At 71.1% G+C, this 17,578-nt stretch carries 5 protein-coding genes; 1 reads left to right on the top strand and 4 read right to left on the bottom strand.

What is annotated here, in order from left to right:
• Positions 1-134 precede the first annotated feature (134 nt).
• A complete protein-coding gene (locus AC1DZT_RS15315) occupies positions 135-11,108 on the bottom strand; it encodes a hypothetical protein (protein ID WP_478007512.1) in 10,974 nt (3,657 codons plus the stop codon).
• A 276-nt stretch (positions 11,109-11,384) separates the two neighbouring features.
• On the opposite strand from AC1DZT_RS15315, the gene AC1DZT_RS15310 reads away from it, so the two are divergent.
• Positions 11,385-13,244: an O-linked N-acetylglucosamine transferase, SPINDLY family protein gene (locus AC1DZT_RS15310; RefSeq protein ID WP_478007511.1), complete on the top strand. Its 1,860-nt coding sequence runs from the start codon at positions 11,385-11,387 to the stop codon at positions 13,242-13,244.
• A gap of 132 nt (positions 13,245-13,376) precedes the next feature.
• Here AC1DZT_RS15310 and AC1DZT_RS15305 read toward each other — a convergent pair whose 3' ends face one another.
• Genes AC1DZT_RS15305 through AC1DZT_RS15295 form a run of 3 tightly spaced genes read right to left on the bottom strand, consistent with a single transcriptional unit; the run spans position 13,377 to position 17,485 of the window.
• Positions 13,377-13,985, bottom strand: coding sequence for a class I SAM-dependent methyltransferase (locus tag AC1DZT_RS15305; RefSeq protein ID WP_478007510.1), 609 nt, complete (start codon positions 13,983-13,985; stop codon positions 13,377-13,379).
• Positions 13,986-14,030: 45 nt separating this feature from the next.
• A complete protein-coding gene (locus AC1DZT_RS15300; RefSeq protein WP_478007509.1) occupies positions 14,031-15,329 on the bottom strand; it encodes an HlyD family type I secretion periplasmic adaptor subunit in 1,299 nt (432 codons plus the stop codon).
• Positions 15,326-17,485 carry a peptidase domain-containing ABC transporter gene (locus AC1DZT_RS15295; protein WP_478007508.1) on the bottom strand — a complete coding sequence of 720 codons (2,160 nt, stop codon included), beginning with the start codon at positions 17,483-17,485 and terminating at the stop codon, positions 15,326-15,328. Before AC1DZT_RS15295 ends, AC1DZT_RS15300 begins: the two co-directional genes overlap by 4 nt.
• Between the last annotated feature and the right edge of the window lie 93 nt (positions 17,486-17,578).

Below are 17,578 nucleotides of genomic sequence, written 5' to 3'. Positions count from 1 at the left end.
CAAGTCGGGCGGCGGCCAGAAGGGGCGGTCTCCCTGCCCCGGCGCCCCTTCGCACCCTTCAGGCCTTGATCGCGAAAGGCAAGACGCGCCCTGCCAAAGGGGCAGAGCGCGCCAGGCCCGATCCGGCCGTTCCGTCAGAGGAACAGGGCCGAGATCTGGTCGTTGGTCATCACCGCCGTCTGGGCCGAGGTGAAAGCAGAGGTCTGGCTGTTGGACAGGGCCGCGATATCGGCCGTCTCCAGGGCTGTGATCTGCGTCGTGGTCAGGGCGGCGATCTGGGCCGTGCTCCACCCCGCCATCTGCGCCGTGGTGAAGGCGGTGATCGCATCGGTCGACAGCGCCACCACCTGATCGGTGCCCAGCGCGCCGATCTGCGTCGTGGTCAGGGCGGTGATCTGATCGGTGGTCAGCGCCGCCATCTGGTCCGAGGTCAGGGCATGCAGCTGGTTGGCCGTCAGCCCCTTGATCGCCGTCGTGCTGAGGGCTGCGAAATCCGCCACCTCCATCTGGGTCAGCACCGCCGTGCCGAGTGCGGCGAGCTGCCCGGAACTGAGCGCCCCGGCCTGCGCCGTGGTCAGGGCCACCACGTCATCGCTCGACAGGCCCGCCATGCTGGAGATGCTGAGCGCGCCGATCTGGCTTGTCGTCAGCGCCTCGACCTGATCGGTGGTCAGGGCCGCGACCTGGGCCGAGACGAGGACCGCCACCTGCGCCGTGGTCAGCGCCACGACCTGATCGGTCGAAAGCGCGCCGATGTCGCCGGTGTTGAACTTGGTCACCTGGGCCGTGGTCAGGGCGCCCACCTGGCTGGTGGTCAGCGCGGCCACCTGGCCCGTGGTCAGCGCCGCGATCTGCCCGGTGGTCAGACCCCGGATCGCGGTGGTGGACAGGGCGGCAAGATCCTCCCCCTCCATCTGGGCCAAGATCGCGGTAGACAGGACCGCGACCTGGGTCGAAGTCAGGGCCGCCGCCTGTTCGGTCGTCAGGGCCACGACATCATCGCTGGACAGGCCCGCGATGCTGGCCGTGGTCAGGGCGGCCACTTGCCCGGTTGTCAGGGCTCCGACCTGCTCCGGCGTCAGGGCGCCGATCTGGGCCGAGGTCAGGACCGCCACCGCCGCCGTGGCCAGCGCAGCCACCTGATCGGCCGTCATCGCCGCCAGATCCGCCGTGGTCAGCCGCGCCACCTGCGCCGTGGTCAGGACGCCAACCTGATCGGTGGTCAGCGCCGCGACCTGATCGCTGCCAAGAGCAGAGACCTGGCCCGTCGTCAGAGACCGGATCGCCGCCGTGGTCAGGGCGGCAAGATCCTCCGCCTCCATCGCCGCGATCTGGGCCGTGCTCAGCGCGACGATCTGGCCCGAGGTCAGCGCCCCCGCCTGATCGGCGCTGAGCGCCACCACGTCATCGGTACCCAGACCCGCCAGGGCCGCCGTCGCAAGCGCCCCGATCTGGTCCGAGGTCAGGGCGCCCACCTGATCGGTCGAGAGCGCCGCCATCTGGGCCGAGGTCAGCACCGCAGCCAGGGCCGTGCTCAGCGCCGCGACCTGATCGACCGAGAGCGCAGCCATATCCGCGGTCGAGAAGCGCCCGATCTGCGCCGTGGTCAAAGCGCCGATCTGCGTGGCGCTCAAGGCGGCGATCTGGCTGGTCGACAGGGCACTGATCTGCGCCGTGGTCAGCCTGGCCACCTGGGCCGTGGTCAGCCCCGCCACCTGATCCGAGCCAAGGGCCGCGATCTGCGCGGTGGAGAGGGCTGCGATCTGCGCCGTGGTCAGGGCTGCCGCCTGATCGACGCTCAACGCCGCCACATCCGCCGTCGAGAGTGCGGGAAGCTGCGCCACCGTCAGCGCCGCGATCTGCGTCCCGTCCAGAGCCGCGATCTGCGCCGTGGTCAGCGCGCCGACCTGCGCCGTGGTCAGGGCCGCCACCTGCCCGGTGCCCAGCGCCGTAATCGGCTCGGTTCCGATCGCCGCCACCTGCGCCGTGGTCAATCCCGCCATCTGCGCCGTCGTCAGGCCGGTGATCTGGCCCGCCGAAAGCGCCGCGATGTCGGTCGTGCTGAATTGTGACAGCTGCGCCGTCGACAGGGCCGCCAATTGGCCCGCCGTCATCGCCGCCACCTGGTCCGAGGTCAGGACCGCGACCTGGGCCGTGGTCAGCCCCTTGATCGCCGTGGAGGAGAGGGCCGCGAAATCGCCCACCTCCAGCGCCACGATCCCCGCCGTATCCAGCGCCGCCACCTGGGCAGAGGTCAGGACCGCCGCCTGTTCCCCGCTCAGCGCCACGACATCGGCCGTGGTCAGGCCGGCCAGGGCACCCGTGCTCAGCACCGCGATCTGCGCCGTGGTCAGGCTGCTGATCGCATCGGTGCTCAGGGCTGCGACCTGCGCCGAGCCCAGCGCCGCCACCTGCGCCGTGGTCATCGCCGCCACCTGCGCCATCGAGAGGGCGGCGATATCGGCGGTGGTCAGCTTGGCGAATTGCGCCGCCGTCAGGGCCGCAATCTGCGTCTCGCTCAGCGCGGCGACCTGGGTGGTCGAGAGCGCCGCGATCTGCGCCGTGGTCAGCTTGGCCACCTGCGCCGTGGTCATCGCCGCGATCTGGTCGCTGCCGATCGCCGCGACCTGGGCCGTGGTCAGGGCCGCCACCTGGCCCGTGGTCAGGCCCGCGACCTGATCCGCGCTCAGCGCCGCGATATCGGCGGTGGTGAACTTTGTCACCTGGGCCGTGGTCATCGCGGCCAGAAGCGTCGTCGTCAGCCCCGCCACCTGGTCCGAGGTCAGGGCCGCGACCTGCGCCGTGGTCAGCCCTCGAATGGCGGCGGTGGTCAGGGCGGCAAGATCCTCGGTCTCCATCGCCGCGATGGCGGTGGAGGAGATCACCGCGATCTGCGCCCCGGTCAGGACATGGGCCTGCGCCGTGGTCAGGGCGACGAGGTCATCCGAGCCGAGCCCCTTCAGCGCCGCCGTCCCGAGGGCGGCGATCTGGGCGGTGGTCAGGGCGGCGGCCTCCTCGGTCGTCAGGGCCGCCACCTGGGTCGATGTCAGGACCGCGATCTGCCCCGTGGTCAGGGCCGCGATCTGGCTGGCGGAGAGGGCGGCGATATCCGCCGTCGTGACCTTGGCGATCTGCGCCGTGGTCAGGGCGGCCAGCTGCGCCGTGGTCAGCGCCGCGGCCTGGTCCGAGGTCAGGGCCACGATCTGCCCCGTGGTCAGGCGCAAGATCTGCGCCGTGGTCAGCGCCGCCACCGCATCCGAGCCGAGGGCGGCGACCTGATCCGTCGTCAGCGCCACGATCTGGGCCGAGGTCAGGGCCGCGACCTGGCTGGTCGACAGCGCATTGACATCGGCCGTCGACAGCTTCGCGATCTGGGCGGTGGAGAGGGCCACGACCTGGCCGGTGGTCAGGGCGCCGATCTGATCGGTGCTCAGGGCGGCCACCTGCGCCGTGCTGAGCCGCGCGATCTGCGCCGTGGTCAGGGCCGCGACCTGGTCGGTGCTCAGCGCCGCGACCTGCCCGGTCGAAAGTGCTGCGATCTGGGTGCTGGTCAGCACCGCGACCTGCGCCTGGGTCAGCGCCGCCACATCATCCGTCGAAAGCGAGACCACCTGCGCCGCGGTCAGCACCTCCACCTGCGCCGTGGTCAGGCCCGCGATCTGCGCCGTGCCAAGCACCCCCAGCTGCGCGGTGCTGAGCCGGGAGATCTGGGTCGTGGTCAGGGCGGCAAGCTGCGGCCCGGTCAGGGCGCCGAACTGCGCGAGGCTCAGGGCGCCGAACTGCGCCGTGGTCAGGGCCGCCACCTGGGCCGTGGTCAGCGCCGCGACATCCGCCGTGCTCAGCGCGCCGACCTGGGCCGTGGTCAGGGCCGCGGCCTGGGCCGTGGTCAGGGCCGCCACCTGCGCCGTGGTCAGCGCCGCCACCTGCGCCGTGGTCAGGGCCACCTCCTGCGCCGTGGTCAGATGGGAGACCTGCGCCGTGGTCAGGCTCGCCACCTGCGCGGTGCCGAACCCCGCGATCTGCGCCGTCGAGAGCGAGGCGAGCTGCGTGGTGGACAGGGCCTGCACCGCCGCCGTGCTCAGATTGCCGACCTGCGCCGTACCGAGGCCGACGAGCTGGCCGGTGGTCAGCGCCGCCGCCTGTGCCGCGCTCATCGCCGCGGCCTCTGCCGTGGTCAACCCGCGCAGCGCCGTGGTCGACAGAACCGCCATATCCGCCGAACCCAGCGCCCCGAAGGCGAGGGGGTCCAGTGCCCCGATCTGCGCGGAGGTCAGAACCGAAGCCTGCGCCGTGGTCAGGGCCGCAGCCCCGGCGGTGCCCAGTCCGGCAATGGCCTGGGTGCGCAGGGCGAGGATCTGCCCGGTCGAAAGCTTGGCCACCTGGGCCGCCGTCAGCGCCCCCACCTGATCGGAGCCGAGGGATGCGACCTGCGCCGTGGTCAGGGCTACGACCTGCGCCGTCGACAGGGCCGCGACTCCCGCCGTGGCAATCGCCGCCACCTGCGCCGTGCGCAGCGCCGCCACCTGGGCGGTGGTCAGGGCGGCCACCTGGGCCGTCCCGAGCGCCGCAATCTCGGCCGTATCCAGCGTCCTGAGGGCCGCGGTGCGCAGGGCGGCCAGATCCGCCGCCTCGAAGGCCGCGACCTGATCCGCGCTCAGCGCGCCCACCTCCGCCGCGGAAAGCGCCGCGGCCTGCGCCGTGGTCAGCGCCACGATGTCATCCGTCGTCAGCCCCGCCAGCGCATCGGTCGACAGCGCCGCCACCTGCGCCGTGGTCATCGCCGCAATCTGCGCCGTGGTCATGGCGCCGACCTGCTCCGAGGTCAGAACCGCTGCCTGCACCGAGGTCAGCGCCGCCACCTGTGTCGTGGTCAGGGCCGCGATCCCGTCGCTGGAGATCGCCGCGACCTGGCCCGTGCTCAGGACCGCCATCTGCGCGCTGGTCAGGCCCGCGACCTGATCGATGCCAAGCGCAGCGATCTGATCGGTGCTGAGCCCGGTGATCGCCGTCGTGGTCAGGGCGGCAAGATCGGCCACCTCCATCGCGGCCAGAACCGTCGGGTCGATCACCGCGATCTGCGCCGAAGACAGGACCGCCGCCTGCGCCGTGGTCAGCGCGACCAGATCCGCCGAGCCCATGCCGGGCAAGGCATCGGTGGTCAGCGCCGCGACCTGGTCCGTCGTCATGTTGGCGACCTGCGCCGTGGTCAGCGCGCCCACCTGGTCATAGGTAAGGGCCGCCGCCTGCGCCGAGGTCAGCGCCGCGACCTGGCCCGTCGACATCGCCGCCACCGCATCGCTCGACAGGGCCGCGATCTGGGCCGTGGTCAGGACCACGACCTGGCCCGTGGTCAGGGCCGCGACCTGATCCGAACCGAGGCTGGCCACCTGATCGGTGCTCAGGCCCGCCAGCGCCGTGGTGGTGAGCTTGGCGATATCCGCCACCTCCATCGCCGAAATCACATTGGCCGCGATCGCGCCGATCTGGGCCGAGGACAGGGCCGCCGCCTGCGCCGTGGTCAGGGCGACGAGGTCATCGCTGCCAAGCCCGGTCAGCGCCGAAGTGGTCAGCGCCGCGACCTGCGCGGTGCTCAGGCCCGCCATCTGCGCCGTCGTGACTGCGGCAAGCTGGTCCGCCGTCAGGGCCGCCATCTGCCCCGTGGTGAGGGCGGCGGATTGGTCGGTGGTCAGGGCGGCAATCCCCGCGGTCGCAATCGCCGCGACCTGGGCCGTGCCAAGGGCCGCGACCTGCGCCACGGTCAGGGCTGCGACCTGGTCGGTCGACAGTCCTGCCACGCCATCCGTGGTCATCCCGCGCAGGGCCCCCGTCGTCAGGGCGGCAAGATCCGCCGTCTCCATCTGCGCCAGGACCGAGGGCGCGAGAGCCCCCACCTCCGCCGAGGTCAGCGCCGCGGCCTGCGCCGTGGTGATCGCAACCAGCGCGTCACTGCCCAGCCCCGCCAGGGCCGCCGTACCGAAGGCGGCGACCTGCGCCGTCGAAAGCGCCGCCACCTCTGCCGTGGTCAGGGCCGCGACCTGGGCCGAGGACAGCACCGCCACCTGCGCCGTGGTCAGGGCTACCGCTTGGGTCGTGGTCAGCGCCGCCACATCCGCCGGGGTCAGCCCGGCCACCGCCGCCGTGGTCAGGGCGGCGATCTGGCCCGGCGTCATCGCCACGACCTGATCCGAGGACAAAGCCGCCACCTGCGCCGAACCCAGCCCGCGCACCGCCGTGGTGCTCAGCGCCGCCAGATCCGCCGTCTCGATCGCGGCAAGCACCGTCGCATCGATCGCCCCGACCTGCGCCGAGGTCAGCGCCGCAGCCTGGGTCGTGCTCAAAGCCACCAGCTCTGCCGAGGTCAGGCCGGCCAGGCCCGCCGTCGACAGCGCCGCAACCTGGGTCGAGGTCATGCCCGCGACCTGCGCCGTGCTCAGCCCCGCCACCTGGTCCGAGGTCAGCGAGGCCACCTGTGACGTGGTGAAGGCCGCGACCTGGGTCGTCGTCATCGCGGCAATCTGATCGGTCGACAGATGCGAGACCGCGGCGGTCGCCAGCGCCGCGACCTGGCCATTGGTCAGGGCGGCAATCTGCGCCGTGGTCAGACCCACGACCTCGGCCGTGCTCAACCCGCGCAGGGCGGCCGTGGTGATGGCGGCCAGATCCTGCGTCTCCATCTGGGCGATGATTGCGGGGTTGAGACCAGCCACCTGGGTTGAGCTCAGCGCCGCCGCCTGCGCCGTGGTCAGGGCGACCAGATCGGCAGAGGTCAGACCACCCAGGCTCGCCGCCGTCAGGGCGCCGACCTGGCCGGGCGAAAAGGCCGCCATCTGCGCCGTGGTCAGCGCGGCCACCTGCGACGAGGTGAGGGCCGCCATCTGGCTGTTGCTGAAGGCCGCGACCTGGGTCGTCGACATGGCGGCCAGCGAGGCCGTGGCGATCAGCCCGACCGAGGCGGTGGGCAGGGCTGCGACCTGCGCCGTGGTCAGCGCCGCCATCTGCGCCGTGCCGAGGGCTGCGATCTGCGTCGTGGTCAGGCCCTTGATCGCGGCCACCGTCAGGGCGGCAAGATCCGCCGTCTCCAGCGCCGCGATCGAGGCGGTGGCGAGGTTGGCGACCTGGGCCGAGGAGAGGGCCGCGGCCTGCCTCGTGGTCAGGGCCACGGTGTCTGCCGTGCTCAACCCCTGCAGGCCCGCCGTGGTCAGGGCGGCGATCTGCTGGGTCGTCATGTTGGCGATCTGCGCCGTGGTCAGGCTGGCCACCTGGGCCGAGCCGAGGGCGGCCACCTGCTGGGTCGTCAAAGCGGCGACCTGGCCCGTGGTCAGGGCGGCCAGATCGGCGGTGGTCAGATGCTGCATCTGCGCGGTCGTCAGGGCGGCGACCTGCGCATTGGTCATGGCCACGACCTGACCAGTGGTCAGGGCGGCAATCTGGCCGGTGGTCAGACCCTTGATCGTCGCTGCACTGATCGCCGCAAGGTCCGCGGTTTCAAGGGCGGCAATCGTCGCCGTGCCCAGCGCGGCAATCTGGACCGAGGTCAGCGCAGCCGCCTGGCCCGTCGTCAGGGCGACACCATCTGCGGTGCCCAGCCCGGCCAGCGCGGCGCTGCCCAGCGCCACGATCTCGGAAGTGGTCAGGGCTGCGGTCTGCGCCGTGGTCAGCGCCGCCACCTGGGCCGAGCCGAGCGCCGCGACCTGCGCCGTCGAAAGCCCGGCGATCTGCGCCGTGGTCAGGGCGGCAAAGCTCGCCGTCGGCAATGCCAGCAACTGCCCGGTGGTCAGGGCCGCAGTCTGCACCGTGGTCAGCGCCGCGATATCCGCCGTGGGCAGGGCCACCAGCGCCGCCGTGGTCAAGGCGCCGATCTGCCGGGTGGTCAGCTTGGCCACCTGCGCCGTGGTGAGCGCCGCCGCCTGATCGGAGCTGAGCCCCGCCACCTGCGCTACCGTCAGCGCCACGATCTGATCCGTGGTCAAGGCGGAAACGGCCTCGGTCCCCAAGGCCGCGATCTGGCCCGTGGTCAGCGAGGCAAGCTGCAGCGTCGTCAGCCCCGCCACTTGGTTCGAGGTCAGCGCGCCAACCTGGCCCGCACCCAGCCCGCGCAGCGCCGTCGTGCTCAGCGCCGCGATATCGACCACATCCATCGCCGCGAGATCGGTCGTGGTCAAAGCCGCCACCTGGATCGAGGAGAGGGCCGCCATCTGCGCCGTGGTCAGCGCCACCGCCTCTGCCGTGGTCAGCGCGGCCAGGCTGCCGGTGGTCAGGGCCGCGATCTGCGCCGTCGTCAGCGCCGCCACCTGCCCCGTCGTCAGCGCGGCCATCTGGCCCGTCGTCAGGACCGCGATCTGCGCCGTCCCGAGGCTCGCCAGCCGCGCCGTGCTCAGCGCGGCGATCCCCGCCGTGCCCAGGGCGACAAACTGCCCGGTGCTGAGCGCCGCAAGCTGCCCGCTGCCCAAAGCCGCCACCTGATCCGAGCCGAGGGCCGCGACCTGCGCCGTGGTCAGCCCGCGCAGGGCCGCGGTGGTCAGCGCCGCCACCTCATCCGTCTGCAGGGCCGCAACCGCAGCACTCGACAGGACCGCGATCTGGGCCGAGGTCAGCGAGGCCGCCTCCTCCGTGGTCAGCGCGGCGGCCTCGGCCGTGGTCAGGCCGGCCAGGGCGCCGGTGGTCAGGGCAGCAAACTGGGCCGAGGTCAGGCCTGCGACCTCATCGCTTCCAAAAGCTGCGAGCTGCGCCGAAGACAGGGCGTGGATCTGCGCCGTGGTCAGGACGGCGGTCTGCGTGCTGGTCAGGGCGGCGATCGAGCCGGTGTCGAGGGCCGCAACCTGCGCCGTGGTCAGCACCGCGACCTGACCGGTGGTCAGGGCGGCGATCCGGTCGGTCTGCAAGGCGGCGACCTGCGATCCGCTCAACCCCGCCAGCTGGGCCGTCGACAGGGCCGCGACCTGGGCCGTGGTCAGCCCCTCCATCTGGTCGGTGGTGAATTTCGACACCTGGGCCGTGCTCAGGGCCGCGATATCGCCAGTGCTCAAGGCGGCGATCTGCGCCGTGCCCAGTGCGACGATCTGCGCCGAGGTCAGCCCCCTGATCGCCGAAGTGCTCAGCGCCGCGAGATCGGCGGTCTCGATCTTGTTCAGCACGGTGGCCGACAGCGAGGCGATCTGTGCCGAGGTCAGGGCCGCCGCCTGCGCCGTGGTCAGCGCCACCAGATCGGCCGAGCTCAGGCCCTTCAGCGTGGTGGTGCCCAGCGCGCCGACCTGCGCCACGGTCAGGTTGGAAAATTGCGCCGTGGTCATCGCCGCCAGCTGGGTCGAGGTCAGGGCAGCGACCTGGGCCGTGGTCAGGGCCGCCACCTGCGTCGTGCTCAGCGCCGCAAGATCGGCGGCCGGCAGCTTGGCCAGTTGCGTGGCCGTCAGCGCCGCGATCTGCGCCGTCGACAGGGCCGAGGCTTGGGCCGTGCTCATCACCGCGACCTGCGCCGTGGTCAGCCCCCGCATCGCCGAAGTGCTCAGCGCCGCGATATCCGCCGTGCCCAGCGCCGCAAAGGCCGCCGTGCTCAAGGCCGCCATCTGCAGCGAGCTCAGCGCCGCGACCTGGGTCGAGGACAGCGCCACGACCTCTGCCGTGGTCAGCCCCAGAAGGCCCACCGTCGACAGCGCCGCGACCTGGGCCGTGGTCAGGCCCGCCACCTGCGCCGTGGTCATCGCGCGGATCTGCGCAGAACCGAGGCCCGCCACCTGCGCCGTGGTCAGGGCCACGACCTGCGCCGTCGACAGGGCGGCCACCGCCCCCGTGCTCAACTTCGTCACGCTGGACACCGACAGGTTGGCGACCTGCGCCGTCGACAGGGCCGCCACCTGCCCCGTGGTCAGAACCCCCGCCTGGGTCGAGGTCAGGCCCTTGATCGCTGTCGTGCTCAGCGCGGCGACATCGGCCGTGCTCAGATGCGAGATCGCTGCCGTGCTGAAGGCGCCAAGCTGGGCCGAGGTCAGCGCACCGGCCTGGGCCGTGCTCAAAGCCTCGATATCGGCCGAGCCCATCCCGCTCAGCGCGGCGGTGGTCAGGGCCGCGATCTGCCCGGTGCTGAGGGCCGCGACCTGGCCGGTGGTCAGAACCGACACCTGGCCCGAGGTCAGCGTGGCGATCTGCCCCGAGGTCAGCGCCGCGATCTGCGCCGTCGAAAGCGCCCCCATCGCCGCCGTGCCGATCTTCGGCACCGATGCCGTCGACAGCGCCGCGATCTGCCCCGTGCTGAGCGCCGCGATCTGCCCCGAGGTCATCACTTCGACCTGGGTCGAGGTCAGCCCCTTGATCGCCGCCGTGGTCAGCGCGGCCAGATCCGCCGTCTCCAGATGCGAGACCGCCGCCGTCGACAGCGCCGCCACCTGGGCCGAGGTGAGGACCGCCGCCTGCGCCGTGGTCAGGGCCACCGCATCGGCCGAACTCAGCCCCTTCAGCCCCGCCGTCGACAGGGCGGCAACCTGCGCCGTGGTCAGGGCCGCCGTCTGCGCCGTCGTCAGGCCGACGATCTGGGTCGAGCTCAGGACCGCGATCTGCGCCGTCGACAGGGCCGCGACCTGGGCCGTCGACAGGCCTGCAAGGTCGCCCGAGGCGAGCTTTCCGACATCCGCCACCGGCAGCGCCGCGATCTGCGCCGTGGTCAGCGCCGCGATCTGGGCCGCATCCATCGCGATGATCTGGGCCGAGGTCAGCCCCTTGATCGCCGCGGTCGTCAGGGCCGCGATATCCGCCGTCTCCATATGCGCGATGGCCGCGGTGCTCAGCGCCGCGAGCTGGGCCGAGCTGAAAGTGGCGACCTGCCCCGTGCCGAGCGCGACAAGATCCGCCGAGGTCAGCCCCGCCAGCGCCACCGGCGTCAGGGCCGCGATCTGTGTCGTCGACAGCGAAGCCGCCTGCGCCGTGGTCAGGACCGCCACCTGCGTCGACTTGAAGGCCGCGATCTGCACCGCGCTCATCACCGCAAGCTGGCTTGTCGTCAGCGCCGGAACCTGCGCCGTCGTCAGCGACTGGATATCCGCCGTGGTCAGCGCCGCGATGGCGGCCGTGGAGAGCGCGGCGATCTGGGCAGTGGTCAGCGTTGAAATCGTGGTCATGGGGGCTCCGTCTGACAAGATGCGATGCGGAGCAGGTGATCCCTGCCCCCGGACACGCCCCATTTCGAAGCGCATTGCTGCAGCAGAGGCTGGCAGGCGAGGCTTAGAAAACGGTGAACAGGGCATGAAACCCGCGCCGCTATCCTGCCTTTGCAGCCGAAAAGAACCGCAAATTTTAGCTGAATTGGCGGGAAAGTCCGGATTTGTCGGCGATTTGTTCACCCCTCGTTCACCAATGCTGCGGCACTCTGCCGGAAACCGAGATGGAGGTTCCCGATGTCGATGCCGATGCTTCTGCCCTTTCCCCTGCCGGGCGATGAAGACAGCCTGCGCCAGGCCATGGCCCGCCCCGGCGGGCTTTCCGCCGTGCCCGCGGGCGAGTTGCCCTATCTTGGGCGCGCGGTGGCGGGGCTTGATCTTCTGGGCCTCGTCAAGCTGGCCGAAACCGCGGCCGAGGCCGATGGCGCGGCGCTTTACGAATTCTGGCTCGGCGCGCATGGCGGCGAAATGCCGGCCTGTGCGGCCTGGTTCAACCTCGGCGTGGCGCGGATGAAGGCGGGCAATCCCGGCGGGGCGGTCGAGGCCTACCGCGCCGCCCTGCGCCTCAAACCCGACATGACCGAGGCGGCGATCAACCTCGGCTCCGCCCTCGAAGCCGCCGGCCAAACCGAGGCGGCGCTGGGCGCCTGGCGCGCGGCCCTGCCGCCGGCGCCCTTGCGCCAGCTGCTCCACAACCAGCTTGGCCGCGTGATGGAGGCGCAGGGCAAGCTTGGCCCCGCCGCCGAGGAATTGCATGCGTCGCTGCTGATCGCGCCGCATCAGGCCGATGTGCAGCAACATCTCGTCCATATCCGCCAGCGCACCACGGCCTGGCCCGTCACCCGGCTGGAGGTGCCCGGCCTGACCGAGGCCGAGGCCGCCTTCAACTGCGGTCCCTTGGCGGCGCTCGCGATGTTCGACGACCCGCGCCTGCAGGCCGCCAGCGCCGCCGACTGGATCGCGCGCAAGGTGCCGCCCGCCGCTTCCCATCTGGCGCCGCCCCGGGGTTATGCCCATGACAAGCTGCGCATCGGCTATCTTTCGACCGATTTCTGCCGCCACGCAATGAGCTTCCTGATCGCCGAACTCCTCGAACGCCACGACCGCAGCGCTTTCGAGGTCTATGGCTACGATGCCTCGCCCGAAGACGGCAGCGAGATCCGGGCCCGGGTCCTCGCCGCCTTCGACCACCATATCCCGATCCACGCCCTGCCCGACGAAGGCGCCGCACGGGCGATCGCCGCGGACGAGATCGACATCCTGATCGACCTCAACGGCCTGACCAAGGGCGCGAGGCTGGGCATCCTGCGCTGGAAACCCGCGCCGGTCATCGCCACCTATCTCGGCTATATCGGCCCGGTCCCCCTGCCCGAGCTCGACTACCTCCTCTGCGATGCCGTCACGATCCCCGAGCTTCTGGAGCAGGCCTACAGCCCGCGCCCCCTGCGGATCGAGGGCTGCTATCAGGCCAATGACAGCCGCCTGCCCGCCCTGCCCGCGGTCAGCCGCCAGGCCGAGGGTCTGCCCGAGGACGCCTTCGTCTACACCTGCGTGTCGCATCACTACAAACTGACCGAGCCGATGTGGAACAGCTGGTGCCGCATCCTGCAAGCGACGGAAAACTCGGTCCTCTGGCTGATCGACGACAATCCCGAAAGCCGGGCGGCGCTGACCTCGCGCTGGCAGGCCAAGGGCCTTGCGGCCGAGCGGCTGATCTTCGCGCCCCGCGTCGACCCCGACCGCTACCGCGCAAGGCTGGCCCTGGCCGATCTGTTTCTCGACACCCATCCCTACAATGCCGGCACCATCGCCTCGGATGCCCTGCGGATGGGCCTGCCGATCGTGACGCTGCAGGGCAAGGCCTTTGCCGCGCGGATGGCCTCCAGCCTGCTCACGGCGGTCGGGCTGGAGGGCGGGATCACCCATTCCCCCGCCGAATACGAGGCACGCGCGATTACCCTCTGCCGCGACCGGGCGGCGCATCACTGGATGAAGGCGCATCTGTCGGGCGACACCTGGGCGCGAACGCTGGGCGATGCGACAGGCTTCACCCGAAGGTTCGAGGCCGCCCTGCAAAAAGTGCGTCTCCGAGGCTGACCCCACCCAGGTCCCTTGCACAACGCCAGAACGGTCGGGAGAAATCTCCCGGCCGCTTTGGCATTTCAGCGCCGGTCTTGCGGCGCTCCACTCAGGCCGGGCATCACCGCCCGGCCTGCCGCGCCGGGTGCTTCAGGCCAGCGCCTTGACGCCAGAGGCCCAGAGCGCGAAATGCCCGTCGCGCTGCACTCGGACGTTCTGGAACCCTGCCACCTCCAGATGCCGCGCCAGCGTGGTGGCGACAAAGCCGGTCCGATGCCCCATGAAGCCATTGCCCCCCGCGATCGAGGCACGGTGGCCGTAAAGCATGTCCAGCGCCGCGATCGGCCCCATCGCCGAGATATAGGCCGGATCCTCCAGCCGGCCCTCGGCGACCAGCGCCGCGACCTGCTGCAGATCGGGCATGGTCACCAGGGCAAAGCCGCCCGGGGCCAGCACGCGGTGAAACTCCGCCAGGGCAAGGGGCACCTCATGGGCGGCCAGATGTTCGAGGTTATGCGCCGACCAGAGGCCCTCGACCGAACCGCTGGGCACCACGGCCATATCGGTGATCGAGGCGACGATGTCGGGGGCGACGCCGGGGTCGATGTCCAGCCGCAGCTCGCGCCAGGCCCCGGCCGGAAAGAAGGCCGCCGGAAGCTTGGCCGGATCAGCGGGCCCGCAACCGACATGCAGCACGGTCCGCGTCGGAACCGAGACGATTTCCGCGGTTTCAACCGCGGGGTGGGAGGCGATGGTCATGGTCTGTCCTTTCTGGAGGAGGAGGAAGTCTTAGGGAATTGCGGGTCAGGGCTCACGCAGCGCCTCGCTCATGCCGCGGGCCAGCGGGTCGATGAAGTAATCCAGCAGGCTGCGGGTGCCGGTCTTCACATCGGCCTCCAACGTCATGCCGGGCAAAAGCTCCGTGCCGGGGGGCAGGTCATGCAAGGCGCCGCCAAGGCGGATCCGGGCGGGATGCTGCGCCTCGGTCCCGCCTTCCGGGGTGAAGGAGGCGCTGGAGACATCGATCAGCCGGCCCTGCAGCGCGCCGTGGCGCCGCCAGGGGAAGGCGTCGATCTTGAGGTCGACAAGGTCGCCGGCGGCCACGAGGCCCGCATCGGCCGAACGGATGCCGATCTCGGCCACCAGCGCCACATCGCCCGGCACCATGACCACGACCGGCGTCCCCTCTGCCAGGGACGAGCCCGGACCGCCCGGCGCGACCGAGATCACCACGCCCGGCCCCGGCGCCACGAGGTCGGACAGGGCGGAAAGCCGGTCGGCCTTGGCCAGCGCCTCGTCCAGGTCGGCGATCTGCGGGCGCAGGGCGGCCAAAGCCTCCAGATCGGCGCGGCGGCGGTCGCTGTCATAGGCGGCGAGGGCGGCCTCGGCACTGGCGCGGCGGGCGGCGAGGTCCTTCAGGCGGGCCTGATGCTGGTTGATCGCGGCCTCGGCGTCGATGCGCGCGACCTCGGCCTCGAGCGCGGCGAGGCGGGAGCCGTTCTGGCTGGCGGCGAGCTTGGTCCGCATCGCCTCGACCTCGCGCGCGATGGAGAGGCGGTCGGACAGGCCGGCGCCTGCGCGATCCTCAGCGGCAAGGGCATCGGCGGCGGCATCGCGGGCGGCTTGCAGCTGGGCGCGCTGGGCCGCGGCAAGGCCGCTGCGCTGGGCCTGCACCTCGGCCTGCAGGGCCATCTCGGCACTTCCCGCCGCCATCGGCTGGCCGGAGAGGTCGGCCTGCAGCCGCGCCTCCTGCGCCGAAAGACTGTCGCGCCGGGCCAGAAGGGCGGCGCGGTCGGCATCGGGCAGCGTCGCATCCAGCCGGGCCAGCACCTGCCCCTTGACCACCCGATCCCCTGGCCGCACCAGAAGCGCGCGCAGGACGGCGCGGCTCATCGGCGCGAGGATCGCCGGCGGCGCATCCGCCGCGATCCGGCCCCGGGCCGAGACGACGATATCCAGCCGGACCACCCCGGCCATCACGACAAGTGCCACCACCAGCGCCGCCCCGAGCGCGGGCCAGAGCCGCAGGATCAGCGGGGCGGGCTCTGCCACCAGCCGGTCGAGATCGGCCTGAAAATCAAGTGCTTCCGGCGCGATCTTCATGTGATGTGCTCGGTCTGCTGCTGCCAGAGGTGGCGATAGATCTCGCAGCGCTCCAGAAGCTCGGCATGCGGCGCCATGTCGACGACATGGCCCTGGTCCAGCACCAGCACCGCATCCGCCCGCACCAGCGAGGACAGCCGGTGCGAGACGATGATCACCGTCCGCCCCTTGGCGATGGCGGCCAGGTTGCGGTTCACCACGGCCTCGCTTTCGGGGTCAAGCGCCGAGGTCGCCTCGTCGAACACCAGGATTTTCGGCGCGCTCATCAGGGCGCGGGCGATGGCGAGCCTTTGCCGCTGTCCGCCCGAAAGGTTGGCGGCGCCCTCTTCGATCGGCGTGTCAAAGCCCTGCGGCAGGCGACGGATGAACTCCTCCGCCCCGGCGAGCTTGGCGGCGATCAGCACCTCCTCCAGCCCGTCCTCGGGGCGGGCCATCGCGATATTGTCGCGGATCGTGCCGCGAAACAGCAGGTTTTCCTGCAGCACCACCCCCAAGGACCGGCGCAGATGGTCAAGGTCGATCTGGCGGATATCGACGCCGTCCAGCTGGATCAGCCCAGCCTGCGGGCTTTCGATGCCCTGGATCAGCCGGGTCAGCGTGGTCTTGCCCGAACCGGAGCGCCCGACGACGCCGATCACCTGGCCCGGCGTGACCTCGAAGCTCACGCGGTCCAGCGCGGGGGTGGCGGCGCCGGGATAGGTGAAGCTGACCGCATCGAAGCGCAGACGCCCGCCGATCGGATGCCGGGCCGGGCGGGCCTGCGTGCCGCGTTCCGGCTTCTGGTTCAGGACGCCGGCCAGCATCCGGACCGAAAGCGCCGCCTCCTGATATTCGTTGATCAGGCCGACGATCTGCACCAACGGCCCGGTCACCCGGCCCGACAGCATCAGAAAGGCCACCAGCGCGCCGATGGTCAGCCGCCCCTCCAGCACCAGCGCCGCGCCATAGGCGATGACGGAAATCTGCATCATCTTTTCCAGAAACCCGGTGGCCGACGCCGCCAGCGCCGCAATCGCCCCGACATCCCATTGCCGGCGCAGGGTGCCGGCGAGACTGTCCTCCCAAGCCTTGCGGCGCGAGGGTTCCAGGACCAGCGACTTGACGGCGCGCATGTTGTGCAGCGTCTCGACCAACTGGGCCTGACGCCCCGCCTCGGCCTGATAAAGCGCGTTAAGACGGCGGCGGAACAGGGGCAGAAGCGCCCCGATCACCCCGGCGATGGCCAAGGCAAAGCCGAGGACGACCAGCGTCAGGGCCCCGCAGAGAAGCATCAGCACGCCAAGGAGAAGCGGCAGGAACAGCGCGTCCAACAGGGTCTGGAACAGGCGGCCGGTCAGGAAATTTCGTATCTTTTCCGTCTGTTGCATATGGCGCGCCATGACGCCGGCCGGGGTAGTCTCGAACACCGACAGGGGCAGCGCCATGAGATGGGCAAAGCTGCGGGCGCCGATCACGGCGTCGATCTTGCCACCGGCGATCAGCATCAGCCGCTGGCGCACATAGGTGAAGGCCGCATCGAAGGCCGCGAGCAGCACGAAGATCGCGACGATCGCCGCCAGCGTGTTCCAGGCCTGATGCGAGATCACCCGGTCGATCAGCACCTGAAACAGCAAGGGCAGCGCGAAGCCGATCAGATTGCCGGTAACCACCGCCAGCGCCACCCCGGCGAGAAGGCCGCGCTGCGCCCTGAGGGCCGGCAGGAACCAAGTCAGGCCAAAGGGTTGATCGGCGGCCCGCGCCTCGGGCCGGGCCAGAAGGATGCGGCCGTCCCAATGTTCCAGAAAGCTCGCGCGTGAGAGGGTCTGGACGCCCTTGCCCTCCTCCGCCGGGTCGAGGATCGCGATCTGGCCTTCGGGCATCAAGGCCACGACGATCAGCCAGGCCCCGGTCCGGCAGCCGGCCATGGCCGGATAGGCCGCGCCAAGCCCGGTGATCTTCGCCCAATTGGCCCTTTCGATCAGACGGGTGCGAAAGCCCGCCCTGCGCAGCGTGGCCTGCACCGAGGGCGCGATATCCCCCTCGACCAGACGGGGCAGATCCTCGGGGCGCAGGGTCACGCCGTGATGCGCCGCGATCAGGAATGTCGCCCGGAGGGCCGACATCTGATGGTGGCGCAGCGCCAGTTCTCTGGCAAGATTGGGGTCCGAAACGCTCATGCCGGACCCTAGGCGGGTTGTCCTTAACACCGGGTGAAGACGGCCCCGCTTGCGCCCGGCAATTGCCGCCGCACCCCGCGCAGGGACCGCGAT

This window comes from Rhodobacter sp. P1_C2 (assembly GCF_056406375.1).
This window is presented reverse-complemented; position numbering and strand designations above follow the sequence as displayed.

Coding starts and splice junctions, on each gene's coding strand:
- AC1DZT_RS15315 (WP_478007512.1), bottom strand. CDS start 11,108: ATGACCACGATTTCAACGCTGACCACTGCCCAGATCGCCGCGCTCTCC.
- AC1DZT_RS15310 (WP_478007511.1), top strand. CDS start 11,385: ATGTCGATGCCGATGCTTCTGCCCTTTCCCCTGCCGGGCGATGAAGAC.
- AC1DZT_RS15305 (WP_478007510.1), bottom strand. CDS start 13,985: ATGACCATCGCCTCCCACCCCGCGGTTGAAACCGCGGAAATCGTCTCG.
- AC1DZT_RS15300 (WP_478007509.1), bottom strand. CDS start 15,329: ATGAAGATCGCGCCGGAAGCACTTGATTTTCAGGCCGATCTCGACCGG.
- AC1DZT_RS15295 (WP_478007508.1), bottom strand. CDS start 17,485: ATGAGCGTTTCGGACCCCAATCTTGCCAGAGAACTGGCGCTGCGCCAC.